Source organism: Marinomonas sp. UCMA 3892 (genome assembly GCF_012726345.1).
Classification (GTDB): Bacteria; Pseudomonadota; Gammaproteobacteria; order Pseudomonadales; family Marinomonadaceae; genus Marinomonas.
Genome location: NZ_PTXN01000009.1, coordinates 57,799 through 82,858, shown reverse-complemented (window position 1 = coordinate 82,858; position 25,060 = coordinate 57,799). Strand labels below are relative to the sequence as shown.

Annotated in this window: 23 protein-coding genes and 1 pseudogene; 19 read left to right on the top strand and 5 right to left on the bottom strand. The window is 43.5% G+C overall.

Features of this window, described 5'->3' with window-relative positions; translation table 11 throughout:
- Nucleotides 1-173: 173 nt before the first annotated feature.
- Nucleotides 174-1,580, bottom strand: coding sequence for a VOC family protein (locus B6N13_RS13905; protein WP_169459689.1), 1,407 nt, complete (start codon nucleotides 1,578-1,580; stop codon nucleotides 174-176).
- A gap of 443 nt (nucleotides 1,581-2,023) precedes the next feature.
- Between B6N13_RS13905 and B6N13_RS13900 the strand changes: the two genes are divergently transcribed.
- From B6N13_RS13900 to B6N13_RS23410, 7 genes and pseudogenes are all read left to right on the top strand, one after another.
- Nucleotides 2,024-3,010, top strand: a complete 987-nt coding sequence (locus B6N13_RS13900; protein ID WP_169459688.1) for a tripartite tricarboxylate transporter substrate binding protein — start codon at nucleotides 2,024-2,026, stop codon at nucleotides 3,008-3,010.
- Between the two features lie 74 nt (nucleotides 3,011-3,084).
- Nucleotides 3,085-3,576: a tripartite tricarboxylate transporter TctB family protein gene (locus tag B6N13_RS13895; protein WP_169459687.1), complete on the top strand. Its 492-nt coding sequence runs from the start codon at nucleotides 3,085-3,087 to the stop codon at nucleotides 3,574-3,576.
- Between the two features lie 32 nt (nucleotides 3,577-3,608).
- Nucleotides 3,609-5,081 (top strand): tripartite tricarboxylate transporter permease, encoded by a 1,473-nt coding sequence (locus B6N13_RS13890; RefSeq protein ID WP_012070841.1) that lies wholly within the window; start codon nucleotides 3,609-3,611, stop codon nucleotides 5,079-5,081.
- 132 nt (nucleotides 5,082-5,213) lie between these two features.
- Nucleotides 5,214-6,605 carry an FAD-binding oxidoreductase gene (locus B6N13_RS13885; protein WP_169459686.1) on the top strand — a complete coding sequence of 464 codons (1,392 nt, stop codon included), beginning with the start codon at nucleotides 5,214-5,216 and terminating at the stop codon, nucleotides 6,603-6,605.
- 31 nt (nucleotides 6,606-6,636) lie between these two features.
- On the top strand, nucleotides 6,637-7,386 hold the full coding sequence (locus tag B6N13_RS13880; protein ID WP_169459685.1) for an electron transfer flavoprotein subunit beta/FixA family protein: 750 nt from the start codon (nucleotides 6,637-6,639) through the stop codon (nucleotides 7,384-7,386).
- 10 nt (nucleotides 7,387-7,396) lie between these two features.
- The gene (locus B6N13_RS13875) at nucleotides 7,397-8,326 is read left to right on the top strand and encodes an FAD-binding protein (RefSeq protein WP_169459684.1); all 930 of its coding nucleotides are present in this window, start codon (nucleotides 7,397-7,399) and stop codon (nucleotides 8,324-8,326) included.
- A gap of 42 nt (nucleotides 8,327-8,368) precedes the next feature.
- A pseudogene (locus tag B6N13_RS23410) lies at nucleotides 8,369-8,605 on the top strand (electron transfer flavoprotein-ubiquinone oxidoreductase); the annotation flags it as partial.
- 27 nt (nucleotides 8,606-8,632) lie between these two features.
- Here the strand turns inward: B6N13_RS23410 and B6N13_RS13870 are convergent.
- Nucleotides 8,633-9,547, bottom strand: a complete 915-nt coding sequence (locus B6N13_RS13870) for a LysR substrate-binding domain-containing protein (protein ID WP_169459683.1) — start codon at nucleotides 9,545-9,547, stop codon at nucleotides 8,633-8,635.
- A 686-nt stretch (nucleotides 9,548-10,233) separates the two neighbouring features.
- Here B6N13_RS13870 and B6N13_RS13865 point away from each other — a divergent pair.
- Entirely contained in the window at nucleotides 10,234-11,892 is a 1,659-nt protein-coding gene (locus B6N13_RS13865) for a nitrite/sulfite reductase (protein WP_169459682.1), read from the top strand.
- A gap of 1 nt (nucleotide 11,893) precedes the next feature.
- Entirely contained in the window at nucleotides 11,894-12,391 is a 498-nt protein-coding gene (locus tag B6N13_RS13860; RefSeq protein ID WP_169459681.1) for a DUF934 domain-containing protein, read from the top strand.
- Between the two features lie 19 nt (nucleotides 12,392-12,410).
- Here B6N13_RS13860 and B6N13_RS13855 read toward each other — a convergent pair whose 3' ends face one another.
- A complete protein-coding gene (locus tag B6N13_RS13855; RefSeq protein WP_169459680.1) occupies nucleotides 12,411-13,820 on the bottom strand; it encodes a PLP-dependent aminotransferase family protein in 1,410 nt (469 codons plus the stop codon).
- Nucleotides 13,821-13,955: 135 nt separating this feature from the next.
- Here B6N13_RS13855 and B6N13_RS13850 point away from each other — a divergent pair, with 135 nt between their 5' ends.
- From B6N13_RS13850 to B6N13_RS13840, 3 genes are all read left to right on the top strand, one after another.
- Entirely contained in the window at nucleotides 13,956-15,356 is a 1,401-nt protein-coding gene (locus tag B6N13_RS13850; protein WP_169459679.1) for a cytochrome ubiquinol oxidase subunit I, read from the top strand.
- Between the two features lie 11 nt (nucleotides 15,357-15,367).
- Entirely contained in the window at nucleotides 15,368-16,375 is a 1,008-nt protein-coding gene (cydB, locus tag B6N13_RS13845; protein ID WP_169459678.1) for a cytochrome d ubiquinol oxidase subunit II, read from the top strand.
- A 77-nt stretch (nucleotides 16,376-16,452) separates the two neighbouring features.
- Entirely contained in the window at nucleotides 16,453-16,578 is a 126-nt protein-coding gene (locus B6N13_RS13840) for a DUF2474 family protein (RefSeq protein ID WP_169459677.1), read from the top strand.
- A 61-nt stretch (nucleotides 16,579-16,639) separates the two neighbouring features.
- Here B6N13_RS13840 and B6N13_RS13835 read toward each other — a convergent pair whose 3' ends face one another.
- Entirely contained in the window at nucleotides 16,640-18,040 is a 1,401-nt protein-coding gene (locus tag B6N13_RS13835; protein WP_169459676.1) for a PLP-dependent aminotransferase family protein, read from the bottom strand.
- Between the two features lie 86 nt (nucleotides 18,041-18,126).
- The gene (locus B6N13_RS13830; RefSeq protein ID WP_169459675.1) at nucleotides 18,127-19,044 is read right to left on the bottom strand and encodes a LysR substrate-binding domain-containing protein; all 918 of its coding nucleotides are present in this window, start codon (nucleotides 19,042-19,044) and stop codon (nucleotides 18,127-18,129) included.
- Nucleotides 19,045-19,155: 111 nt separating this feature from the next.
- Between B6N13_RS13830 and B6N13_RS13825 the strand changes: the two genes are divergently transcribed.
- The 7 genes from B6N13_RS13825 (at nucleotide 19,156) to B6N13_RS13795 (ending at nucleotide 25,051) form a co-directional block, all read left to right on the top strand.
- On the top strand, nucleotides 19,156-20,079 hold the full coding sequence (locus B6N13_RS13825; protein WP_169459674.1) for a carbon-nitrogen hydrolase family protein: 924 nt from the start codon (nucleotides 19,156-19,158) through the stop codon (nucleotides 20,077-20,079).
- Between the two features lie 438 nt (nucleotides 20,080-20,517).
- The gene (locus tag B6N13_RS13820) at nucleotides 20,518-21,000 is read left to right on the top strand and encodes an MSMEG_0572/Sll0783 family nitrogen starvation response protein (RefSeq protein ID WP_100188205.1); all 483 of its coding nucleotides are present in this window, start codon (nucleotides 20,518-20,520) and stop codon (nucleotides 20,998-21,000) included.
- Nucleotides 21,001-21,014: 14 nt separating this feature from the next.
- Complete coding sequence (locus B6N13_RS13815; protein WP_169459673.1) at nucleotides 21,015-22,055, top strand: Nit6803 family nitrilase; 1,041 nt, start codon at nucleotides 21,015-21,017, stop codon at nucleotides 22,053-22,055.
- Entirely contained in the window at nucleotides 22,012-23,181 is a 1,170-nt protein-coding gene (locus B6N13_RS13810; RefSeq protein WP_169459672.1) for an MSMEG_0568 family radical SAM protein, read from the top strand. The genes B6N13_RS13815 and B6N13_RS13810 overlap by 44 nt, the downstream gene beginning before the upstream one ends.
- Nucleotides 23,168-23,800 (top strand): MSMEG_0567/Sll0786 family nitrogen starvation N-acetyltransferase, encoded by a 633-nt coding sequence (locus B6N13_RS13805; RefSeq protein ID WP_169459671.1) that lies wholly within the window; start codon nucleotides 23,168-23,170, stop codon nucleotides 23,798-23,800. Before B6N13_RS13810 ends, B6N13_RS13805 begins: the two co-directional genes overlap by 14 nt.
- Nucleotides 23,781-24,773 carry a sll0787 family AIR synthase-like protein gene (locus tag B6N13_RS13800; protein WP_169459670.1) on the top strand — a complete coding sequence of 331 codons (993 nt, stop codon included), beginning with the start codon at nucleotides 23,781-23,783 and terminating at the stop codon, nucleotides 24,771-24,773. The genes B6N13_RS13805 and B6N13_RS13800 overlap by 20 nt, the downstream gene beginning before the upstream one ends.
- Nucleotides 24,764-25,051: an MSMEG_0570 family nitrogen starvation response protein gene (locus B6N13_RS13795; RefSeq protein WP_100188210.1), complete on the top strand. Its 288-nt coding sequence runs from the start codon at nucleotides 24,764-24,766 to the stop codon at nucleotides 25,049-25,051. Before B6N13_RS13800 ends, B6N13_RS13795 begins: the two co-directional genes overlap by 10 nt.
- Nucleotides 25,052-25,060 lie beyond the last annotated feature (9 nt).

The window sequence follows — 25,060 nt, the reverse complement described above, 5'->3', positions numbered from 1 at the left end:
ATAATGATTTGTTAAATAACAAACACAGTCTATTGAAAGGGGGCAAAATTCCCTGATAAATTTAGTGCATTATAGTACTTATTCAGCGGTGTACTTACATGCAGTTAGACTGTTTGCAATGTTCACAAGCGCATTGCAAACAGCTTGTTTGGAGTTGGCTTCACTATTTGATATTAAGCTTTAAGCTGTGCAATATTGAGTGCTTCGCCACATTTGATTATTGATCGCTTTTGCGTATTAGCGTAAAGAGCTAGCTCGTTAAGTACTTCTGCTCCAAGAAAATTTTGAAATTCTGTCTGATTGGATGAAATTTTGTAGTCTGTTTGAGCGTTATCTCCGAGATTTGACTGGAAGATTCCGGCAGCACTAACTGGTAAGAAGTCTTCATATACTAACGGTTCATACTCGATGTAGCCTGCATCAATTAAGTCCTTTAAGTTTGTTGGAATAGTCGTATTGTTTAATGCTTCATAGCCTTTATCCGTTACAAAATAGCGGAAGTAGGCGAGGTTCTGATCGTGCATTTCCTTATGATTATCGGGGAACTGAGAGAAGTGTTTTTCTAGTATTTCTGTGTAGCGTTGTGCGTTTTCCTCATTAGGAAACTCTTTCAATTCAGACCGACTAGCATTCAGCAATTCATCATATAGCGTTCTACCCTTTGGAGTTAAAGCCGCACCGCGTTGTTCAATCTCACCGAAACGAGCAGTGTGACTGCCTGCTTCACTGTCTTGATCGCTGAACGCCACTTTTTCTTGTAAGGCTTTGAAGCTAGTTTGACGTAGTAAAATAGGACAATTACGACGTGGTGGGCCTTCAACAACGGCTTTTGGCGTAATGTTTCGAGTTGGCATTTGAGTTTGAACTTGGTCGATATCTAGTGTGCGGGGAGTCAGGTGGTTGATGTGAGGTCCCTTGAAGGCAACCACATCCGCAATTAATCTGTGCTGATCATGCAGTTTTATATATTCATCACTTGTGACGGTTGCAGTCTTGTGCCAGCGAAACGTTTCTAACGCTTCATTAATGAAAGTCTCAGAATCAACTTGGCTCAGTCCACCGTTGAGTTCACACTGTTCGATTAGTTCTAATACTCTCGGAGTGAATATTTGTCGTTTAGCCAACGTGTTTGCTGCGAATTTTTGTGTCTCTGCGTTATCTATCAATTCTAGTCTAAGTAACGATGTGAACACTCGAAAAGGACTGATTTGTAAGTCTTCCTCATGTATTGCGCGAAACGCTGTGGAGTGCACTGGTACACCCGCTGGTGTTAAATCGTAGTATCCAACTGGTTCCATTCCCATGACGGCAAAAAGACGACGAATCGTGGAAAGCTCAGATGGTGTGCCTACACGAATAGCTCCATGACGTTCCATGGATAGGCGTTTCAACTCGCCAGTTCGTTCTAAATGAGCTTTAGTATTTGGTGATTTTTCTAGTACTTCTTGATTGATGTCCTCCACCAAAGAGAGCAGGTCACCATAAAGAGGTACTTCTTCTCGATACATATCAGACATGTGCTTAGAAAACTGCGCGCGGATTTCAGATGGGTTAACAAAATTCTCATTCTTTGGCTGCATGGTTAAAAACCTTTTGGAATTATTTAATTGGATTTTTTTAATCTGCGGACTAGTACGCTCATTTATACCTTTAACACGAATCAGTTTGGTTTAGGTTAGCTTAAAACATAAAGCGATTTATATGCATAACATCATTCCAAATTTGAATGGAAGGCTTGGAGTTCAAAATTTTTTAGCACGATAAGGGCATTGATCCTGAAGTTGTTTAAGGTTTGGGAAGGGGCTTTTTTGATGAGGTTTTTGTTTTGGTTGGTTTTTTTTAATTTTTCTAAATGTATTTTTTTAGAGGAGAGTAAAGCATAAAAAATTATGCATTCATAAAATGAATGAAAGGTGTTCATATTTTGATGTTGTCTTGTGCTTTTCTTTTTAAGAGTATGTGTATGCGTATTGAACATACAAATAAAAACCCAAAGCCGAAATAAAAATAAAAGAGGCAAAAAATGAAGATTAAAAATGCAGTTATCGCGATTTCCCTTGTTACTTCAAGTGTTGTGATGGGATTGGGGGCAAGTTCTGCTTATGCTGATTGGCCAACCAAGGACATCCACTTAGTAGTGCCGTATTCTGCGGGCGGCAATACGGATGTACTGTCGCGTCAGGTGGCGGATTTACTGCAAAAAGAACTAGACGTAAACATTATAGTAGAGAACCGACCTGGTGCCGGTTCAACAGTAGCGACGGGGCGACTTGCTCGTGGTGGTCGCGATGCTGATCACACTATTTTGATGGCATCACCTGGGCATGTAATTGGAGCCTCCATCTATCCTAACCTTCCTTATGACGCTGTAAACGATTTTAAATTTATAGAAAAGCTGCTTGATGCTCCAAATATTATGGTTGTGCCTTCTAGTAGTCCATACAACACCGTTGCTGAATTTATTACAGCGGCTAAATCTAAGCCTATGACCTTCAGTCATCCAGGCGTTGGCAGCTCCATACATATGTCTGGGGAGTTATTTAAAACACTGACTAAAACAAAACTCACTGCTGTTCCATTCCCTGGCAGTGGTGCAGCACTTCCTGCTCTTTTAAGTGGTGATGTTGATGTTTCATTTGAAAATGCTTCTACCGTTCTTCCTCATATTCAGTCTGGTGGGTTGAAAGCTCTTGCCGTCACTTCAAAAACTCGTTTCAAGGCATTACCTGATGTGCCAACGGTTATAGAAACTGAAGGTTATGATTTGGGTGGATTTGTGACAACCGTGTGGAATGGCGTAATTGCAGGAAATGGCTTCCCGGATGAAGGCGTTGAGGTATTACAAGCAGCATTGCAACGTGTGAAAGAAAGAAAAGAGTTTACTGAATTCATCGACAAAATGGGCGCTGAGAAGAGCTCTGTTTCTGGTGAGGACTTTAAGTCGTTTATTGCCTCAGAAGTTGAGCGTTGGAAAATGGTTGCTGAAGAAGCTGGTGTTCGTCAGAACTAATGTGGCTACCGAGCGAGAGAGGTAGGTTTTTTCTTACCTCTCTCAATACTAGTAAGCTTAATAAGGTACCTAAAATGTTCAAAGGTTTTAAGCAATCATCTGCTGATATTTCGACAGTCTTGGTTGGCGGTGTGATGCTGGCCTTCGCTTGCCTGTTATTGTTTTATCTTATCCCTCAATATGTGATTGAGCCTGCACTGGTTCAGAATCCTATGATGTCTCCAAGCTGGCTACCTCGTTATATAGGGTGGTTGATTTTTCTAATAGCGATTTTGCTCATTATTCAAGGTTTATTCCGTAATTATAAAGACAATAAGGAATACGTTGGTTCTGAACGAGGTTCCGTTTTACGTTTTTTGTTAATGGCTCTGGCGTTGGTAGTCTATTTGTCTTTGTTTGAGTTAATTGGCGCCATATTTAGTGGGATTCTTGCCACTCTTATACTCTTTGTTGCTCACCCAATTGAAAAAAAATGGGTATATAGCCTCGCATTTATTATTCCTGTAGTTATCACTTTATTGTTTACCAAAGTTCTAGGTGTGCCATTACCTGTAATGCCTTATTAAATAAGATTTTTGAGTATATTTAGGATTGTTTTATGGAAAATTTTTCAGAAGTATTATCGCTCTTTTTTGTGTGGGATAACTTCATTGCAATTGCTATTGGTGTCTTTTTAGGTGTTGTAATTGGTGCTATCCCTGGACTTACAACAACCATGGCTGTGGCGTTAGCTTTGCCTTTTACATTCTCTATGGAACCTGTCTCAGCGATACTGCTATTAGTTGGGATATATAAAGGAGGTATGTACGGTGGATCAATAACCGCAATATTGATCCGTACACCAGGTACACCTGCATCAGCTTGTACGCTACTGGATGGCTATCCTATGGCGAAAAATGGCGAGGCGAAGAAAGCGCTAAAAATGTCCCTATATTCTTCAGTGATAGCCGATATCATATCTAATATTTCACTGATATTTTTTGCGGCGTATCTTGCGAAAATCGCTTTAAATTTTGGTGCTCCAGAATTTTTTTGGCTTATTTGCTTCTCCCTGACCATTATTGTGTCTTTATCTGGTGGGGCTGTTCTCAAAGGCTTTTTAGCGGCTGCATTAGGTCTTATGATTTCCTTAGTAGGTTTAGACCCTGTTTATGGATCTCAAAGACTCACTTTTGACGACTATAATTTGATGGATGGGATTTCGTTTATTCCCTTGCTAATTGGCCTTTTCGCTATCCCTGAGGTGATTGATTTTTACCAACGAAAAGTTGCATCAAAAATCGTTATTAGCGCAAATGGTACAGAGGTATCTTGGAGTGAATTCAAAAAATGTTTTAAAACGATTGTTCGAGGCAGTTTCATTGGTGTCATCATTGGCGCTATTCCAGGTAGTGGTGCGACCGCAGCCGCCTTTATTTCTTATAGTGAGGCGAGAAGAAAATCTCCTAATAGAGAAAATTTTGGTAAAGGTGAAATAGAGGGCGTTGCAGCAGCCGAAGCTGGAAACAATGGTGTAGCAGGGGCGACTATGATTCCTTTGCTTTCTCTTGGAATCCCTGGCGATGTGGTGACGGCGATTATTCTGGGGGCATTCATGATTCATGGACTGACGCCGGGTCCTTTAATGTTCCAAGATAATCTATCACTCATCTACGCGCTCTTTATAGGAATCATGGTCAGCTCCTTGTTTTTATTAGTAGTTGGGCTTGGCGCTATAAAATATTTCTCAAAAATCGCAGATGTTCCAAAGGAAATATTATTCCCAATCATCGTGATGTTTTGTGTCTATGGAGCCTATGCCGTCAATAACAATACATTTGATATTTGGTTAATGATGGGCTTTGGTGTTCTAGGTTATATATTCAATAAAACAGGGATTGCTTCTGCACCTTTTTTAATTGGATTCATATTAGGCCCCATGTTCGAAGATAACCTTAGGAGATCATTGTTAATTGGTAACTATGATATGTCTATTTTCTTTAGAGGACCGATTACATGGTTCTTTATCGTGCTGACACTTGGGTCAATTTTCTTTTCTTTTAAACGATGGCTTGCTTATAGGAATAAATAGAAAGCCATTATTCTTATTTAAAGACTTAATTCTAAATTAAAAAATTATTTATTTCCTTTTTAAGGTAAGGGTTAACCCTGCCTGTTTATAAAGATTTTTATATTCAAACTTATTATAAGGTTGAGGGTTCGCATGGATACTTTGTTGGATTTCATAGAAAAAGTGGTGGGAGCAAAAAATATCCTTCGTGGTGAGGATGTCCGTGCTCGACCTGCAGATTGGATTACAAAAGAGCCGTGTTTGGCGTTAGCGCTTGTTAGACCCGCTAATGCTGAACAGTTATCGCAAGTAATGGCTTTGTGTTACGAAGCGGACCAGCCAGTCGTAACACATGGTGGTTTGACTGGGTTGGTGCGCGGTGCTGTAGCAGCATCGAATGAGTTAGTTATCTCGCTTGAGCGTATGACTGAAATTGAATCGGTCGATCCTGTGGGCGGCACTTTGACCGTTCAGGCTGGGGTGCCACTTCAAATCGTTCAAGAGGCTGCGGAGCAAATCGGGATGCAATTTGCTTTGGATTTAGGGGCACGAGGGTCTTGTACTATCGGTGGCAATATTGCGACGAATGCAGGTGGTATAAGAGTTATCCGTTACGGCATGATGCGTGATCAAGTGCTAGGCCTCGAAGTAGTACTGGCTGACGGTTCAGTGGTCAGTTCAATGAACAATATGCTGAAGAATAATGCTGGTTATGATTTAAAACATATGTTCATCGGAAGTGAAGGAACACTTGGAATAGTTACCCGTGCAGTTCTCAAGTTGCAACCACAGCAGTCTGCGTCACAAACGGCCCTAGTTGCATGCGATAGCTTTGAAAGTCTTGTTGGATTACTGCAGCACATGAGACAAACATTGGGAGGAGAGCTCGGCGCATTTGAGGTGATGTGGCGCAGTTATTATGCATTATTGACGAAAGAAAGTGGTCGTCATAATGCCCCTCTAGATACGGATGCGCCTTTTTATGTATTGATAGAGGGGTTGGGGAATGACCAAGCGGAGACAGCACAACGATTTGAGCAGGCTATTACATTGGCTTTTGAAAAAGAGCTTTTAAGCGACGCCGTGGTTGCAAATTCCGATACACAAAGTGACCGTCTTTGGGCTATTCGAGAGGATATCGAAGGGCTTTCTGAATTAATTGCTCCACGCTTTGTTTTTGATATTAGCTTACCGATTATAAGCATGGATACTTATGTTAATGAACTAGAGGCGTCAGTAAGAGAAATCTGGCCAGATGCCAAAGTCGTTGTATTTGGGCATTTAGGTGATGGTAATTTGCATGTCTCAATTTCGACAGGGGATTCCAATGAAGAAACGCGTATTAAAATTGAGAGTTTAGTTTATAAGCCACTGAAGGAAATAGGTGGATCCATTTCAGCTGAACATGGAATAGGATTAAAGAAAAAAGATCACCTAAGCATATCTAGAAACCCTGGTGAAATAGCACTGATGATGAGGCTAAAGGAAGCGATGGACCCAAAAGGTTTATTGAATCGTGGAAAAGTTTTGCCGAATAAAAACTAAATCACTTAATAAATAATATCGAGACCTATTTATGAAAATAATTGTTAGCGTCAAGCGCGTTATTGATTACAACGTAAAAGTGCGCGTGAAGTCTGATAATTCAGACGTAGATTTGAGCAATGTAAAAATGGCTCTTAATCCCTTTTGTGAAATTGCCGTTGAAGAGGCAATACGTCTAAAAGAAGCTGGCATAGCTTCTGAAATAGTGGTGGTTTCAATTGGTCCTAATGCCGTTCAGGAACAGCTACGTACTGCCATGGCGCTTGGTGCGGATCGCGCTATTCATATCGAAACTGACAGCCAACCTGAGCCATTAAATGTCGCTAAGCTGCTTGCCAAAGTAATGGAAGTTGAGGCGCCAGAATTGGTGATACTAGGCAAGCAATCGATCGATTCCGATAATAATCAAGTTGGCCAGATGCTTGCCGCTTTAACTCGTCGTCCTCAGGGCACTTTTGCCTCGAAAGTAACGGTTGAAGGAGGCGATGTTCTGGTTACTCGAGAAGTTGATGGTGGTCTACGTACCTTATCATTGACACTACCAGCGATTGTTACGACAGACCTTCGTCTGAATGAACCACGTTATGCCAAATTACCAGACATTATGAAAGCTAAGCGAAAGCCTCTAGAAGTGAAGACTCCAGCTGATTTTGGTGTGGAGTTCAAGCAGCATATTTCACAATTAAAAGTGGAAACACCAGCTCAGCGACAAGCAGGTATTAAGCTGGACAGTGTAGATGCGTTGATCGACAAGTTGAAAAACGAAGCCAAAGTTATTTAAGGAGAATGGAATGAGTATTTTACTGATTGCTGAACATGATAATAGCACACTCAATCCAGCGACTCTTAGTGCTGTGACGGCCGCGAGTCAGCTTGGCGGTGATATTTCAATACTGGTCGCAGGTAGCGGTTGCCAGAGTGTTGCTGATGAAGCTGCACAAGTTATGGGTATTAGTAAGGTTTTGTTGGCTGATAATGCTTGTTATGAGAAGGGGCTGGCTGAAAATCTAAGTGTCTTGATTGTTGAGCTGGCGGCTGACTATAACCATATTATTGCAGCAGCGAGCAGTACTATTAAGGATACGATGCCACGCGTTGCAGCCCTACTTGATGTTGGTCAGCTCTCAGAGATTGTTGCTGTGGAATCAGCAGATACATTTAAGCGCCCGATTTATGCGGGTAATGCTATTGCAACAGTGCAATCTTTAGATACGGTCAAGGTTATAACCGTTCGGGCTTCAGCTTTTGAGAAGGCTAAGGCGGAGGGTGGAAATGCAAATACTGAGGTTGTAGATGTTGTCTTCGATATAGGGGGCTCGCGTTTCGTTAGTGAAGAGTTGGTTAAGTCAGGCCGCCCAGAGTTGACCGCAGCAAGTACAGTAATTTCCGGTGGAAGGGGGCTGGGCTCTGCTGAGAACTTTAGCTTGCTTGAAAAGGTTGCTGACAAACTAGGAGCCGCGGTCGGTGCGTCCCGTGCAGCGGTGGATGCAGGTTTTGTAAGCAATGATCTGCAAGTTGGTCAGACCGGAAAAATTGTGGCACCAGAGTTATATATTGCAGTGGGGATTTCTGGTGCGATTCAGCATTTAGCTGGGATGAAAGAATCTAAGGTAATTGTGGCTATTAATAAGGATGGCGAAGCGCCAATTTTCCAGGTGGCTGATTATGGCTTGGTAGGTGATCTGTTTGAGGTTCTACCTGAATTGGAAACAAAGCTCTAAAACTGCTATCAGAATTTCTAATCACATGATTTAGAATCAAATTTGGCCTATGGTGCTCGAGCTATAATTAAGGTCGGTTTAATTCTCTACCAAAGATGATATTTCCTGGTGGCTTATTGATCGGTTGCAATGTCGGTACTTTCAATTTCAGTAAGATTAAAGGTGCTCATACAGTCATGAGATAGGGCATGTTGATCTTGTGATGAGCTGTTTTACTCTCGCAATTTTGGAGTATCGATATCTAAATTTGGGCTGGCTCTCGGAGGCGCTTTTAATTTTTTTGAGCCATACAGCTGATGGGATTAATTATTGGGTCGACAGTTCTAGAAGCCACTCCCGTAAAGCCGAAACAGTAGGAGATTGGTCTTGATGAGGAGTGATGTGTAGAGAGTAGTCATATTTTAGCGTATCTACTTTTGACGGACTGAAAGGCATAATTAATGATCCGTTTGTAAGTTCATCTTCAACGAGACAAGAAGGCACCAATGCAATTCCAATTCCAGCGATAGCGGCTTGGAGTACATGAGAAGTCATTTCGAATTGAGGGCCAAGACGTATATTAGTTGTTGAAAGATCATGGACAGAAAACCATTGGAACCAATCGTCAGGCCTTGTAGATACTTGTAAAAGCGTATGTAATCCGGCATCAGATGGCGTGTTGAAAGGCACTCTTTCATGCAATGCTGGGCTAATTACTGGAACTAGATAGCCCTTGACTAGAGGATAGGATGCCATTCCAGGCCAAGCTCGCCCACCACCACTTATAGCGCAATCCATTCCCTCTAATTCCATATTAAATTGGCGGATTTTTGCATGTATGTGTACAAGAATGTTGGGGTGTTTAACATAGAAATCGGCCAAACGCGGCATTAACCATTTTGCGGCGAAAGTTGGCAAGCAAGCAAGGTTAATTGATGTTGCCGCGGATTTATATGTGTTTAAATTTTGTGATGCATTACGTATTCGTTGAAGTCCGCTGCTTACTTCTCTCATGTACATCGCGCCAGCTTCGTTCAACTGTAACTGCTTACCATTTCGGTGAAAGAGTTCAACCTCCAGTAAGTCCTCCAAAGATTGTATGTGTCTGCTTATAACGCTTTGTGTGAGAGAAAGCTCTTTGGCTGCTAATGTAAAGCTAAGATTTCTTGCTGCAGATTCAAAAGCTAATAGCCAAGGCATAGATGGAGTAAGTCGGCGTGGATTTGTTGATTTATTAGTCATATATTTACTCTACAGACCTCTATTCTATTTTGTATCGAATTTTGGGTAAGTTCGAATGTAGTGACTTAACGGGACTTTTCTAGACACTTCTAAGCCTTTGTTAATGTTCTCTCAGTTGGAGCTTATACTTTTCATGCATTGGATAGAGAGCAAAGGTATCAGGTCGAAAAACCTTTGGCTTTGTTCATAACATCACCCAGATACGGCTTTATTGCTTGCCATGAAACGTTAGTTTTAGTTATCCAATACTCAAAGTGTTTCTGTGAGACATCGTATCATGCTTTTGTTTTTATAAAGTTTAAACGTACCCTAGTATTCTCCATAGCTATAAATTCTTTTACTCAGAAAAAATATTAATTAATTGCTCCGAAAATAGTGCTGTTGTTACAGGTAGAATTTGGTGTTTCTTTTGAATCAAGTACATACACCTGACAGGAAGCATCTGTTTTTCTTTCAACGTCGCAATATAGATTCTTAGCATATATTAAAGCCTAAAAAAGAGTGGTATTTACTCATTTTCGAATTGCAATGTAAGAAAGCAAATAGTAATTACGTTTTTTTGACCGCCGTTAAGGCTGTTTTTTTATTATCTGTACCTATCATTTTTATTTTTTCTTGTCCTATTAGAGACACTGTCTTATTGATATTTTCTCCGCATATTTCAGGTTTAGGGGAGAATGACAAAAATGTATCGATATGATGAATATGACAGGGCGTTGGTTAATGAGCGAGTAGAAGAGTTTCGCGATCAAGTGGCGCGTCGGATGAGTGGTGAATTAACGGAAGACGAATTTTTACCGTTGCGTTTGCAAAATGGGCTGTATTTGCAAAAACACGCTTATATGATGCGGGTCGCTATTCCTTATGGTGCGTTATCCAGTGATCAAATGCGTGGTTTGGCAGTCATTGCCAATGAATTTGATCGTGGTTATGGGCACTTTACCACTCGTCAAAATATCCAGTTCAACTGGATTGAATTGGCAGATACGCCAGATATTTTGGCGCATTTGGCATCTATTGATATGCATGCAATTCAAACATCAGGCAATTGTGTGCGTAATGTTACTACCGAAGCTTACGCGGGCGTAGCTCCCGATGAAGAATATGATCCGCGTATTTTTGCCGAGATTATTCGTCAATGGGCAACAGTGAATCCTGAGTTTTTGTTCTTGCCTCGTAAATTCAAAATTGCGGTTAGTTCTAGCAAAGAAGACAGAGCGGCAGTGCGTATGCACGATATCGGTTTGTATTTGTATCGTGACGAAGAAGAAATATTGCGCTTTCAGGTTATGGTTGGCGGTGGATTAGGTCGTACGCCTTTCTTGAATAAAGCCGTGAAAGAAGATCTACATTGGTCGGAAGTATTGTCATATATTGAAGCAGTTCTTCGCGTCTTTAACCGCTATGGGCGACGCGACAATAAGTACAAAGCGCGTATTAAAATTCTTGTGAATTCATTAGGTGTAGACGCTTTTCGTGAAGAAGTGGAAGCCGAATGGCTGCAAATTCGTGAGGGCTTTTCTACACTTACCGATGATGAATTAAGCCGCGTGGCTTCTCAGTTCTTGTCGCCACTCTACAAAACCTTAGATGATACTGATCTTAGATATGGCAATCATATAGCAAGTAACGACGAGTTTGCTTCGTGGGTATCACGCAGCGTGAAACCTCATAAAGTCAGTGGTTATGCGTCGGTGGCGATTTCTACCAAGTTTCCTACCAACACGCCGGGTGACTTAAATGCTGAGCAAATGCAGCGTATAGCCGATCTTGCTGATCTTTATGGGTTTGGTGTGATTCGCATTGCTCACGAACAAAACGTGGTGTTGCCTGACATTCCGAAAAAGTACCTTTTCAATGTCTGGTCAAGTTTATGCGAAGTGGGTTTGGCCTTACCGAATGTGGGCTTAGTGAGTGATATGATTGTTTGTCCCGGAGCAAGCTATTGTAGTTTGGCAACAGCACATTCATTTCCTGTCGCCAAAAAAGTAGCTGAGGCTTACAGCATTGAAGAGCAGCTAGAAGTCGGTGACATCAGTATTAACTTATCTGGTTGTATTAATGCTTGTGCTCATCACCATATTGGCAATATCGGTATTCTAGGGCTGAATAAATCAGGCGAAGATTATTACCAAATTACCATTGGCGGAGCTCAAGGCAAAGACAGTCAAATCGGCAAAGTGATTGGCCCTGCGGTGAGTGAAGACGCGCTGCCAAGAGTGGTTAAAAACATTACCAATGCGTATCTAGCGAATCGAGATGACAGCGAAACGTTTCATGAAACCTTTTTACGCATAGGTTTGGAACCATTCAAGTTGGCTGCTTATGAGTCGGTAGGAGCTTAGTATGAAGAATATTATCCATATTCAGTCTAATGATATGACGATCAGTAAAGCCGATGATTGGGCTATTTTAGAAAAGGATTGTGACTCACTTGAGTCCCATCAAATCTTACCTATGAAGGCTTGGTTAGCGCGAGTTGAGCGAGGCGACAACACGCCAACGGCTGTTTGGGTTGATGTAGACGATGATCCAATGGAATTAAAAGGCGATATCGATAAGTTATCGTTTATCTGTATTTTCTTTGCTGATTTCAAAGATGGACGTGGCTACTCGACGGCGTATTTACTGCGTAAGCGGTTAAATTATCAAGGGGAGTTACGTGCCTTTGGTGATGTACTAAGAGATCAGTTGAGCCTAATGCGCCAATGCGGTTTTGACAGTTTTGCAATTAAAGAAGGTAAGGACCCCCATGATGCGGCGAAAGGCATCAAAGGCTTGTCAGTCACTTATAGTGGTAGCGTATCGCAACCGAACCCGCTATATAAAAGGGTTCGTCGATAGGTTTAACGTGTTAAACAGCTTATTCAAGTAGTACGCTAAACAGCTTTTTGACAGCGGCTTGCCTTTGTTCGGTTAACGGATGGATATAGCTTAAACGTAAAAAGTTTTTATATTGACCCGATGCCGAGAAAAGTGAGCCGGGTGTCATGATCACGCCTTGCTCTAATACTTTGTTATAACTGCGTTGTGTATTAATGGATCCGTCTAATTCTACCCACATAGAAATGCCGCCTTGGGCGTGGGTATAGCGAATCTTGTCACGCCAATGGGTATCTAATAAAATCATCAGTTCCCTTTGTTGTTGCTTTAGCGTATTGACCTGTTGAGCTAGGTAGCGACGATAATGACCTTCTTCTAAAAATGTCGCCAGCCCTTGCTGAGTGGATTCGCTAGAGGATAGCTGGGTAACTAGCTTCAATTGAGTAATCTTGTCGTGCCATTTGCCACCAAACACCCAACCAATCCTTAAATCTCGTGATAGGCTTTTCGAGAAAGAGCTGCACAGAATAACTTGTCCATTAGAATCGAATTTTTTCAATGGTTCTGCAGTAAAAGGTGGAAAAGCCAAATCCCCATAAATATCGTCCTCTATGATGCAAAAATCTTTTTCGACCGCTAAATTGATGAGCGCTCGGCGGGCTTTTTCTGGCATAAATGCCCCCGTGGGCGTGGCGTAATTTGGGGACACAATACAGGCTTTAATTGGCCACTCTGTTATTTTCTCGGTCAAATCTTCAACGCTCAAACCTTCTTCAGGGTCAGCAGCGACCTCGATGATTTTCAGTTTGAGTTGTTCCATGATTTGCAGTACGCCATAAAATGCAGGCGATTCCACTGCCACAGTATCACCGGGTGAACACGTCGCCATGAGAGAAATGAATAAGGCGTGTTGGCAGCCACCAGTAATGCAAACCTGTGATGGATCTTGATTCAAACTACGATGGCGATAGTGAGCCACAATGGCGTCTTTTAAACGTATATCGCCGCTTGAGTCGCTGTAGTATAGAGCTTTTTGAGTGGGTCTGGAGCGCAGTGCTTTGCTTAAGTGTCGGTTCAATGTAATGAGGTGATTCGTATCATTAGTAGCGCCAGCTGTTGGTAAAATATCAAAGGCAGCACTGCGCGTCATGATGTCTTTTAAGATGGCTGGAACGGTTACATCTCTAGGAGCGGCAGGTGGGTCAATGCGCTTTGGTGATAGGCGGTCGCCTAGTGTAGCTGCTTTGACAAAGTAACCTGATTTGGGTTTAGAAAAGATCAGTCCCTCAGCTTCGAGTCGATGCAAGGCATGTAACACCGTGGCTTTAGAAAAGCCCAAACTCTTGCACATTTCTCGGACAGAAGGAAGCTTTCCACTTGGTAAAAAATGATTGGCTTTTATGTCTTTGCGTAACAAATGTTCCAGTTCTAGGTATTTAAACTGACTCATGGTTGCACCCCTAATAATGAATCTGTGCCTATTCTAAATTAATTTATTGTGCCTGTTCTGTATTTTTTTAAGTCTTACACTCAACAAAGTAATTATTTTTTGCTTTCTGACAGTGTAGAGGGTAGGCAGGGCACAATGATTGATTTAAACGCTATTGATTTGGCGCGAATACAATTCGCGTTCACCGTTTCGTTCCATATTATTTTTCCCGCTATAACGATTGGTCTTGCCAGTTATTTGGCGGTATTAGAAGGTTTGTGGTTGTACACCAGAAAACCTATTTACATGACCTTATGCCGATTTTGGATGAAAATATTCGCGGTTAACTTCGCTATGGGCGTAGTTTCCGGAATTGTGATGGCGTATCAATTTGGCACCAACTGGAGCCAATTTTCTAACTTCGCAGGGGCGATTACCGGTCCACTACTGAGTTATGAAGTGATGACAGCTTTCTTCCTTGAAGCTGGCTTTTTGGGTGTTATGTTGTTTGGCTGGAAAAAAGTCGGCGAAAAGCTACATTTTGCTTCAACTATTTTGGTCGCTATTGGGACCTTAATCTCGATGACTTGGATTTTGGCATCTAACAGTTGGATGCAAACTCCCCAAGGTTACGACATCGTTGATGGTCGCGTGGTGCCTGTCGATTGGTTCGAGATCATTTTTAATCCTTCTTTTCCATATCGTTTAGTACATATGGGCTTGGCTGCATTTCTGGCAACGGCATTGATGGTCGGTGCTTCAGGTGCTTGGCATTTGCTTAAAGGAAGCCACATGCAAGCAGCGAAAAAAATGTTGTCTATGGCAATGTGGATGCTACTTATTTCGGCACCTTTGCAAGTGATGGTCGGTGATCAACATGGCTTAAATACTTTAGAGCACCAACCCATTAAAGTCGCAGCCATGGAAGGGCATTGGCATCAAACTGAAAAAGGTGAAGGCGTTCCGCTGGTCTTGTTTGGTTGGCCGAATATGGAAAAGGAAAGAAATGATTTTGCGATTGAAATTCCGAATCTTGCCAGTTTGATTTTGACCCACTCTTTGGATGGAGATATTCCGCCTTTGACTTCTGTTGCAGCGGAAGATCGTCCCTATGTCCCAGTGGTCTTTTTTAGCTTCCGTATCATGGTGGGGCTTGGTGTGTTGATGATTGTGCTGGCAGTAACTGCATTGACTCTTCGCAAAAAGGGCAACATTTACGAGAAAAAATGGTTCTTGCGTTTTTGTGTTCTTATGGGGCCAAGCGGCCTAATTGCTATGCTGACAGGGTGGTTTGTTACGGAAGTTGGCCGTCAGCCTTGGGTCGTTTATGGTTTGCAACGCACTGTGGATGCCGCTTCTCCCAACAGCGTTACTGCCATGAGTTTGTCGTTGCTGATTTTTGTGTTGGTGTATATTTGTGTTTTTGGTGTAGGCGTGCGTTATATGTTAGCGCTGATTACCAAAGGCCCAGCAGATGATTATTCACTTGAAGACGATGAGCATTTAAATAAACGCCCAGCCCGTCCGCTATCCGCCGCTGATGGCGTAGAAATTTAGGAGACAGTGTCATGCATTTTGATTTACCGACTATTTGGGCCTTTGTCATCGGCTTTGGCTTGATGATGTATGTGTTCTTAGATGGCTTTGATTTAGGGATTGGCTTGTTGTTTCCTTTTATTAAAGACAAACATGAACGAGATATTATGGTGAACTCGGTTGCGCCCGTTTGGGATGGCAACGAAACTTGGCTTGTATTGGGTGGCGCAGGCTTATTGGCTGCGTTTCCTATGGCGTATTCGGTGATTTTGTCTGCCTTGTACGGGCCGATTTTACTGATGCTATTTGGTTTGATTTTACGCGGTGTTGCCTTTGAGTTTCGTTTTAAAGCCACGGAGTCTCATCGCCCAATGTGGGACAAGCTATTCTTTGTTGGTTCCTTAATGGCCACCTTTGCTCAGGGTGTGGCAATGGGCGCTGTGATCCTTGGTTTTCAAGTAGATAATGGTGAGTTCGCTGGCGGTGGATTGGATTGGTTGAGTCCATTTAGCCTGTTTACCGGTTTTAGTTTGCTGTTTGCTTATGGGTTGCTCGGTGTAACCTGGTTGGTCATTAAAACAGAGCACAGTTTACAGAAAAAAATGCGTGCACTTATTAAACCATTAACTCTGTTACTGGCGGCTTGTATGTTTATCATCAGCATTTACACGCCAATGATTAACGAAAGTGTGCGTGATTTATGGTTTAACTTGTCGAATATTATCTATTTGGCGCCTTTGCCGATTTTCACTGCGACTTTTGCGTTTTTGCTGATGGGGGCGGCGCATACCAAAGAAGAATATCGCGCTTTCATTTGCGCTTTATGCATGCTGTTTCTGGGGTATTTGGGATTATGTGTCAGTCTATGGCCAAACATTATTCCACCGAGTATTACGGTTCATCAGGCCGCAGCACCAACGTCTAGCCTCAAATTCACCTTAGTCGGTGTGGTGTTTATTGTGCCTGTCATCTTGATTTATACCTTTTGGTCTTATCGAGTGTTTCGTGGAAAAGTAGTAGATACCGACGGTTATCACTAGAAAGCAGATAACAAAAAGGCTGGTGTTTACAGCGAGCCAGCCTGTTCTGTGAGTAAGTCAGTTTGGAGGAAAATACGATGAAAAAAAGTCTTCATCAATTTAAATGGTTACTGATTTTTTGGGCGCTTGGCGTTGGTTCACTTTTAGTGGTCGCGACGATTATACGCTTTGGTATGAGCTTGGCTGGGATGGAAGCTAAATAAAAGCCTCATTTAAATAAATGCCTTTGTATTGAAGAAGGGGAACGCTAAAGCGCTCCCTTTTTTAATACATGACTCTGGTTAAGTGTGCAGGCTGGTTGAGTAGTTCAGATAAAATGGTCATTTGCTCTTGGCAATGTTGCCTTGACGATGGACCACCAAAGCAAATTCTTAATGCTTGTGGCGGATTATTGTCCGTGGCAAATGCCGCGCTAGAAACCGCATTAACCCCTAATGAACGCAGCTTTGTAGCCAAATCTGATGGATTCCAACCTAGGTGTTTAGGCAGTTTTATCCAAAAATGAAAGGCGTTTTCTTCCATCGACACACTGTGTGTTTTTAACGTCTCTTTGATCATCGCTTGCCGCGCATTGGCTTCTCTTTTAATCGCTTGGATCATGTGATCTAACGTCCCTTCGTTTATCCAGCGACAGACAATGGCATGCATAATCGGGTTTTCCATCACATTCAAGGAGCGTAATGCGCCGGCTGTGTATTCGGCTTTACGATGCGTTGGGCACAATATAAAACCGGTGCGCATTCCGGGGCCAAAGCACTTAGATAAGCCATTGATGTAATAAGTTAATTCTGGTGCAAGCGTCGCAAAGGTGGGAGCCGAATCATGGCTGATTAAACCATAGGCATCGTCTTCGATTATTGGAATACTAAAGCGCAATGCGACGTCTGCTAACGCTTCTCGACGACTTTTTGAAATACTGGCTGAGGTTGGATTTTGCATGGTTGGGTTGATGTACAGCGCGGCGACATCGTGGGTTTTACACGCGTCTTCAAAGGCATTCACCAATGGGCCGTCACTGTCTCTTTCCAAAGAGAAAAGGGTTTTGCCAAGTTGAGCGGCAATGGTTTTAATGCCCGGATAAGTAAGGCTATCGACACAGATAATTTGCTGATTACTGCATAACTGAGTGACCAAAGCGACTAAGCCACTGTGGATGCCGGGGCAAGAAACCACTCTATCTATGGTGGCATTCATCACGCGTCGTTTTATTAATCCTAAAAAGCATTGTTTGGTTTCTGGGCTACCACCAAAATCTTGGTAACGAATACTGCTTAATAAGTCTGCCGAGGCAATACTACTTAACGCACCGTCTTTTAGCTCTTCTAATAGCGTTGGAATCGATGGTTCGATTACCAAATTCATGGTCATTTCATAGGGTGCTAGACTTGGTTTTACTGAGGGCACTTTACCTTTAATGAAACTGCCTGCACCTGTTGTAGTATCGATGAGTCCACGCTTTTTCGCTTCGCTATAGGCACGAGAAGCGGTTGAGTAATTAATTCCTAAGGCTTCCGCAAGATCACGCATCGGCGGCAGCTTATCTTGCGGCTGCAGTTTTCCTGATTCGATGTTTTCGTTAATCAGTTCGGCAATACGTTTGTAGGCAGGATATTTGCCTTTGTTATCGAGTTCTTTTTTCCAAGTGGCCAGAAGTGATGTCGACATAGTTGGCTCTTTCAGGTAGATAGATTGATTGGATTTTATTATGCAATCAATTTTATAAATGTCGCAAGTAGTTACTACTTTCTTTGTTAAGACAAAGTGCTTTCAAGTACATTTTTGATCGAAGCCACAACTGTTTGAATGAGCGGACTTTGGTCGTCTTTTGCTCGCCAAGCCGCTTCAACGGGATAACTTTCTAGCTCAAGAGGACATGGCAGAACTGTAAGATCATCTAGTTGTGCTAGGGCGTTTGCAGCGTGGGCTGGAATAGTTGCGATACGATTTTCTTGTTGCAAAAAAAAGGGCAAAGCAGCGAAATGTGTGGTTGAAGCAATAACATGGCGTTTCAAATGATTTCTTGCTAGGGCATTATCGACAATGCCTACATAACCCGCGGACGACACCAAAACATGATCAAAGCTAATGAATTCTTCTAAGGTCAGTAATGGAAGTTTTTGGGTGTAACGACGGTTAATAATGCAACTGTAATGGCTTTTTCCCAATAATTGGCGGCGAATAAAGCGACTATTTCCTGTGCCAGAAGTGATGGCAACATCAATAACGTTGTCTTGTAATAAGTCCGGCACAATGACGCTATAGGCTTGGCGAAAAATAGGACGTAAATGCGGCGCATCTAAGGCTAATTTTTCAATCAATTTACCGGCTAGCGCAATTTCAAAATCATCAGATAAGCCGATTACTATGGTACGGTTTTGATAGTTGGTGGTGTTGTGATTGACCAATTGTAGGGTTTCACGAATTTTATCGAGAGCATCAAAAATCAGTGGTTTTAGCTGATGTGCTGTGGTCGTTGGAGCTAATCCCTTGCCTTCTCTTACAAACAAACGATCGTTATAAAGTGTTCTCAGTCGACGCAAAGAGGCACTCACCGTTGATTGAGTGAGGCCAAGAGTCTGCGCTGCCCGACTGGCGCTGCCTTCTATGTAAAGGGCTTCAAATACTTTTAACAAGTTCATGTCAGTCGATGAAATATTGATGTCATTCATAATGCTTAGTCATGGATTGGGATGTTGGAGTTTATCAAAAGACTTTACTCTGAATAGAGGTTTTGTGACCAATACTTTCATCAAGAAAACATCGTTAACGAGGTAGTATTTATGTCAGCGTTTATCGTCTGTGCATTACAAATTGGCTCTCACCCTGAGGGCAAAGCTCGCACTTTAGAACATATTTTATCTTTTGAAGAGCAAATCATTGCCTCTCAATCCAAGCTGGTGGTGATGCCGGAAGCCTTGTTGGGTGGTTATCCTAAAGGAGAAACCTTTGGTACTTACCTAGGTTATCGAATCGATGAAGGCCGCGAGACATTTGCCGCTTATTTCGATAGCGCCGTGACCGTGCCGGGCGAGGAAACCGATGCTTTGGCTGAGTTATCAGTAAGAACCAAAGCGGCGATTGTTATTGGTGTGATTGAACGCAGTGGTAGCACGCTCTACTGTACGTCTTTGTACTTTACCCCAGAGAATGGCCTTGAAGCGAAACATCGTAAACTCATGCCCACCGGAACGGAGCGTCTTATTTGGGGGCTGGGTGATGGTTCGACCTTACCTGTGGTAGAAAGCCAAGCAGGGCGATTGGGCGGCGCTATCTGTTGGGAAAACCATATGCCGTTATTACGTGCCGCCATGTATGCCAAAGGCGTGGATATTTGGTGCGCGCCAACGGTGGATGAGCGAGATATTTGGCAAAGCACCATGCGTCATATTGGTCACGAAGGCCGCTGCTTTGTGGTGAGCGCGTGTCAGATTCAGCCTTCGCCAGAAGTACTTGGTATTGATATTCCTCATTGGGATAATCAACGCCGTTTGATCCGTGGAGGCAGTATTATTGTCGATCCTATGGGCAATGTGCTTGCTGGACCATTGCAAGATAGAGAAGGTTTACTTAGCGCGTCGATTGATCTTGCGGATATTCCAAAGGCACGTTATGACTTGGATGTGTCCGGTCATTATTCACGCCCCGATATTTTCGAACTTAAGGTAGATGAGCGCCCAAAGTCTGGCGTGGTGTTTCAGAAATAGTCTAATCAACAATGGCTTATTTAAAGGCAGGTTCTGTTAATCTGCCTCTTTTTCTTTTCAGGTCTTTCTAATTCTCCTTTCCAAGTCTTTATGACTTCTTTTAAAAGCCATCTTTTTTGCAAAGGCCTCTATAAGTGCCTCTACGAGTGCTTCGCTTTTTTATGAATTGATTGTTGTTTATGGCTTTTTTTGCACTCAATTGGTGATTGTCTAAACATAATGAAACTTTATAGTGCGAAGCAGAAGTTAGGCTAGATCTAGGTTAAAACCTGTTTTATCTATTTTTTAAAAAATTTCTCGTGAATTTTTTCAATCATGTTTTGCTTTATCGCATATTGATTGCTTTTTTTCATACGATCATTGGCACTCCTGTTGCAATACTTAAGTTGAAATTGAACACATCGGTTTCTTACACAACAACATGATCGGAGATAAAACATGCCAGAAGTAACACACACACTGAACAAAGATGGTGATTTCCTAGTTGATTACGAAGAAAAAGTCTTTGAAGACGTAAAAGCAGAAGCCGGAGAAAAAGCCTTAGTGACTTTTCACACGGTTGCCTTTGAAGGTTCCATTGGCTTTGTGAACATGCTGCAAGCCACTCGTCTTCTTCGTAAAGGCTACGAAACCAGTATTCTACTTTACGGCCCTGGGGTGAATTTGGGGGTACAACGTGGTTTTCCTACTTTGGGTGATGAAGCATTTCCAGGCCACATGAACTTCAACAATCAGTTGAAAAAATTCATGGCAGAAGGCGGGAAAGTTTACGCGTGTCGTTTTGCCCTACAAGCGCTTTATGGCCATGGCGAACGTTCTTTGATCGAAGGAATCAGACCGATTAATCCATTGGATGTATTGGATCTTAAACTTCTACATCGTCGTGATAATGCGTTGATTATTGATACCTGGACAATGTAATAGGAGCCGCGGCGATGAGTGATTACCCAATCGTTCGCGCCGCGGCCGTCCAGATTGCTCCGGATTTGGAGAGTTTGGCCGGTACGCTGCGCAAAGTACTGAATATGATTGATGAAGCGGCTGAGAGCGGTGTAGAGCTCATCGTTTTTCCTGAAACCTTCATGCCTTATTACCCTTATTTTTCGTTTGTGCTGCCACCTGTTAGTCAAGGCCCTGAGCATCTTCGTTTGTACCAAGAAGCGGTTGTTGTGCCGAGTGCCACGACAGAAGCTATTGGCCACAAAGCCAAAGAGCGTCAAATGGTGGTCGTGGTTGGTGTGAATGAGCGTGACAACGGCAGCTTATACAACACCCAATTGGTGTTCGATAAAACCGGCGAGCTGATTTTGAAGCGTCGCAAAATCACCCCAACTTATCACGAACGCATGATTTGGGGTCAAGGTGATGCCTCTGGCTTAAAAGTGGTTGATTCTGCGGTTGGACGAATTGGTGCCTTAGCTTGTTGGGAGCATTACAACCCATTGGCTCGTTATTCCTTAATGGCACAACACGAGCAAATTCATTGCGCGCAATTTCCGGGGTCGTTAGTGGGTCCTATTTTTGGCGAGCAAATGGACGTCACCATCCGTCATCATGCTTTAGAGTCGGGTTGCTTTGTGATTAATTCCACAGGCTGGCTCACCGAGGCTCAAATTCAAAGCATCACGCCCGATCCAGCCATGCAAAAAGCCCTAAGAGATGGCTGCAATACCGCGATCATTTCGCCAGAGGGTAAACACCTTGTTCCACCTATGACTGAAGGCGAAGGTTTTATCTACGCGGATTTGGATTTCCGTTTGATCGATAAGCGCAAACGTATGATGGATTCCGTTGGACATTACGCACGTCCTGAACTGTTGAGCTTACAAATGAATGCTCAAGTATCCCAATACGTTGCAGGCTTACCCGAGTCTGAACCAGACACTTTTCGTACCTCAGTGTTTCCTGAATCATTCAATGGAGGAGAGTCACATGACGACACAACTCAAAATGAAAGCATCTCAATTCCTAACTGAGTTACAAACCAAAGGCTTGCGTCTGACCTCGTTGGATCAGGAGCACGTTAGCCGCCGTGGTGGCGCGGGTCCATCCGATCATCAAGCGATCACAGTGGATGGCACTACGTTAATGGTGCCGATTTATACCCAAACCGCATGGGCATCGCCGTTTACGCTTTCGAATGAAGAGATGTCAGATGAAGGTATTCATAATACAGACGATACGGCACAAAATAAGCCAGTCTCTCAATTGTTATCGAACAGCATTCCACTGGCGGATGTGACTTTTGCCAAAGACCCTGAATTTTACAAATTAACCACCGCAGATGGCATTCCCTATTCACACATCGCCACCTTGCACAGTACCGATGTGCTTGCTACCACGGTATTACAAACCTGCATTCGTTATGAAAGCCGTCGTAAAGCGTGTCAGTTTTGTTCCATTGGCCAATCGTTGCGAGCAGGGCGCACCATTGCTCACAAAACACCGGAACAATTAGCTGAAGTGGCAAAAGCCGCGGTGGAATTGGACGGCATCAAGCATATTGTCATGACCACAGGCACTCCCGCTGGTGCTGATCGCGGGGCGAAAGTCATGTGTGAAAGTGCCAAAGGCATCAAAGCTGTAGTTGATGTGCCCATTCAAGGTCAGTGCGAGCCACCGAAAGATCCTATTTGGTATCAACGCATGAAAGACGCGGGTATTGATTCCTTAGGCATGCATTTAGAAGTGATTACGTCCGAATTACGCAAAACTATTACACCGGGCAAATCGGAAGTGTCTTTGGATGAGTATTTTCAAGCCTTTGAAGACGCCGTAGCGGTGTTTGGGCGAGGCCAAGTGAGCACATATATTCTGGTAGGCCTTGGTGACACAGAAGAAATCATTATCGACACCTGTCGCAAGCTGGTTGCCATGGGCGTTTATCCCTTCGTGGTGCCTTTTGTGCCGATTTCTGGTACCCCGTTAGAAGATCGTCCTGCGCCAACGGCGTCTTTTATGGAGGCGGTATTGCGTCCTTTGGCGCAAGAATTGGTGAATCTCCATATGACTTCCGACAAAGTGAAAGCTGGTTGCGCACGCTGTGGTGCTTGCTCGTCTCTGTCTCGATTTGAAAAGGAAGCTGCCGATGTCACTGTCTAAACAAGGTCGTGTATTCCAAGTGAAATGGGCGACGAATGCATGGGAAATTGAGCAAGCCAATCGCATTCGCCGTGAAGTGTTCTGCGAAGAGCAAGGCTTGTTCCAAGAACATGATAGAGACGACATTGATCTGATCGCGCAGTCATTAATTGTCACCACGTCCATCTTAGGGATGCCAGAAGAAGTGGTCGGCACAGTGCGAATTCACCAACCTGAGCCTGGTTTATGGTGGGGCTCTCGTTTGGCGGTGAAAAAGGCCTTTCGTCGCCAAGGCGTATTGGGCGCGAGTTTGATTCGCCTCGCCGTGTCCAGCGCCAATACCTTAGGTTGTCATACCTTTTTAGCCACGGTGCAAGAGCAGAACGAAGTGCTGTTTAAGCGGCTGCATTGGGCAACGACAGGGTATCAAGATATTCATGGCATGAAGCACGCCAAAATGCAGGCCGATCTTGAGCATTATCCACCATTGAGCCAGCCATCTTTAGGCTTTTGGGTTTCTGGTCGTCCGGTGAAAGACACAGAAATCAGCCCATATTTGTTGGGTTTGGAACCCAATCTGATCAAATCCGATTTCGCGCATGGTGTTGGGGAGGTGTCCTATGCTTCAACAACTCATTGAGACCGTTCGCCATTACCCCGGAGTGGCATCAAAAGTGGCGTTAGCGCCGGTTATATCTTCATTTGAAAAACGTAATCAGTCGGGTTTTTCAAATGGCGATGATACCGCGGTGCTGAAAAACGCCAACGGCTATGACTTGTTTGCGATAGAAGGTTTTCTGCCCGATTTTGTCGCACAGGATCCTTGGTTTGCAGGTTGGTGTGGCGTCATGGTCAACCTCAGTGATATTGCCGCCATGGGCGGTCGAGCAAAAGCCGTGGTAAATGCTTTGTGGAGTGCACAGGACGACGTCAGTGCGCAAATTTTTGCCGGTATGAAAGCGGCTTCTTCGACTTATGGCGTGCCTGTTGTCGGTGGTCATACCAGCCATAACAGCAAGACCACACAGTTAGCTGTTTCAATTTTGGGTCATGCCAATGAAGTGTTAACCAGTTTCGATGCCAATACTGGCGACGCCATTGTGGTTGCCATGGATCAGCGAGGCGCGTTTCGTCCGCCGTATCTTAATTGGAATGCCACGACGAACGCCCCCGCTGAACGGTTGCGAGGCGACCTAGAGTTGCTGCCGTTATTGGCTGAAAAAGGCTGGCTGACAGGCTGTAAAGACATCAGCCAAGCAGGGCTGTTGGGCACCTTAGGCATGTTTATGGATTGCTCACAAAAAGGTGCGGATGTGTTTTTGCAGCAGATCCCAAAACCCGATCAAGTGAGTTGGTCAGATTGGCTGTGCGCTTTCCCAAGTTTTGGTTTTGTGATGACTTGTCCCGTCGACAAGGTGGATGACGTGGTGGCGCTTTTTCAAAGCCGAGACATTCATGCCGCCGCGATGGGGCATGTGACAGAACGACCTTCCATTGAGGTGATAGACGAAGGTCAAAACGTCACCTTTTGGGACTTTGAACAAGCGGCCTTTTTGGGCTTTCGACAAGATAAGCAAGACTCGCGCGAAGAAGAGAGGATGTTATGCCTGTAGTGCAATTTGAAGTGGTTTGGCCTGATGGTAAAACCGAAGCCTGTTATTCCCCATCCAGTGTCATTAAAGAGCACTTTAGTGCGGGAAAAGAGTATCCCTTAAACGAATTTTTGGCGACCAGTGAAACGGCACTTAACGCGGCGAGCAATCGTGTTCGTGAGCGTTTCGGCTATGCCTGTTCCAGCGCCATGGATCAGCTGGGTGTCATCAAGACACGCTGCGCCAGCTATGAAACAACACCTAATGCATCTGTGAAAGTCACACGATTTATCGATTAGAGGAAACCA

Coding starts and splice junctions, on each gene's coding strand:
- B6N13_RS13825 (WP_169459674.1), top strand. CDS start 19,156: ATGTCAGCGTTTATCGTCTGTGCATTACAAATTGGCTCTCACCCTGAG.
- B6N13_RS13900 (WP_169459688.1), top strand. CDS start 2,024: ATGAAGATTAAAAATGCAGTTATCGCGATTTCCCTTGTTACTTCAAGT.
- B6N13_RS13885 (WP_169459686.1), top strand. CDS start 5,214: ATGGATACTTTGTTGGATTTCATAGAAAAAGTGGTGGGAGCAAAAAAT.
- B6N13_RS13830 (WP_169459675.1), bottom strand. CDS start 19,044: ATGAATGACATCAATATTTCATCGACTGACATGAACTTGTTAAAAGTA.
- B6N13_RS13870 (WP_169459683.1), bottom strand. CDS start 9,547: ATGACTAATAAATCAACAAATCCACGCCGACTTACTCCATCTATGCCT.
- B6N13_RS13795 (WP_100188210.1), top strand. CDS start 24,764: ATGCCTGTAGTGCAATTTGAAGTGGTTTGGCCTGATGGTAAAACCGAA.
- B6N13_RS13840 (WP_169459677.1), top strand. CDS start 16,453: ATGAAAAAAAGTCTTCATCAATTTAAATGGTTACTGATTTTTTGGGCG.
- cydB (WP_169459678.1), top strand. CDS start 15,368: ATGCATTTTGATTTACCGACTATTTGGGCCTTTGTCATCGGCTTTGGC.
- B6N13_RS13880 (WP_169459685.1), top strand. CDS start 6,637: ATGAAAATAATTGTTAGCGTCAAGCGCGTTATTGATTACAACGTAAAA.
- B6N13_RS13810 (WP_169459672.1), top strand. CDS start 22,012: ATGACGACACAACTCAAAATGAAAGCATCTCAATTCCTAACTGAGTTA.
- B6N13_RS13850 (WP_169459679.1), top strand. CDS start 13,956: ATGATTGATTTAAACGCTATTGATTTGGCGCGAATACAATTCGCGTTC.
- B6N13_RS13815 (WP_169459673.1), top strand. CDS start 21,015: ATGAGTGATTACCCAATCGTTCGCGCCGCGGCCGTCCAGATTGCTCCG.
- B6N13_RS13865 (WP_169459682.1), top strand. CDS start 10,234: ATGTATCGATATGATGAATATGACAGGGCGTTGGTTAATGAGCGAGTA.
- B6N13_RS13905 (WP_169459689.1), bottom strand. CDS start 1,580: ATGCAGCCAAAGAATGAGAATTTTGTTAACCCATCTGAAATCCGCGCG.
- B6N13_RS13855 (WP_169459680.1), bottom strand. CDS start 13,820: ATGAGTCAGTTTAAATACCTAGAACTGGAACATTTGTTACGCAAAGAC.
- B6N13_RS13890 (WP_012070841.1), top strand. CDS start 3,609: ATGGAAAATTTTTCAGAAGTATTATCGCTCTTTTTTGTGTGGGATAAC.
- B6N13_RS13895 (WP_169459687.1), top strand. CDS start 3,085: ATGTTCAAAGGTTTTAAGCAATCATCTGCTGATATTTCGACAGTCTTG.
- B6N13_RS13835 (WP_169459676.1), bottom strand. CDS start 18,040: ATGTCGACATCACTTCTGGCCACTTGGAAAAAAGAACTCGATAACAAA.
- B6N13_RS13860 (WP_169459681.1), top strand. CDS start 11,894: ATGAAGAATATTATCCATATTCAGTCTAATGATATGACGATCAGTAAA.
- B6N13_RS13820 (WP_100188205.1), top strand. CDS start 20,518: ATGCCAGAAGTAACACACACACTGAACAAAGATGGTGATTTCCTAGTT.
- B6N13_RS13875 (WP_169459684.1), top strand. CDS start 7,397: ATGAGTATTTTACTGATTGCTGAACATGATAATAGCACACTCAATCCA.
- B6N13_RS13800 (WP_169459670.1), top strand. CDS start 23,781: ATGCTTCAACAACTCATTGAGACCGTTCGCCATTACCCCGGAGTGGCA.
- B6N13_RS13805 (WP_169459671.1), top strand. CDS start 23,168: ATGTCACTGTCTAAACAAGGTCGTGTATTCCAAGTGAAATGGGCGACG.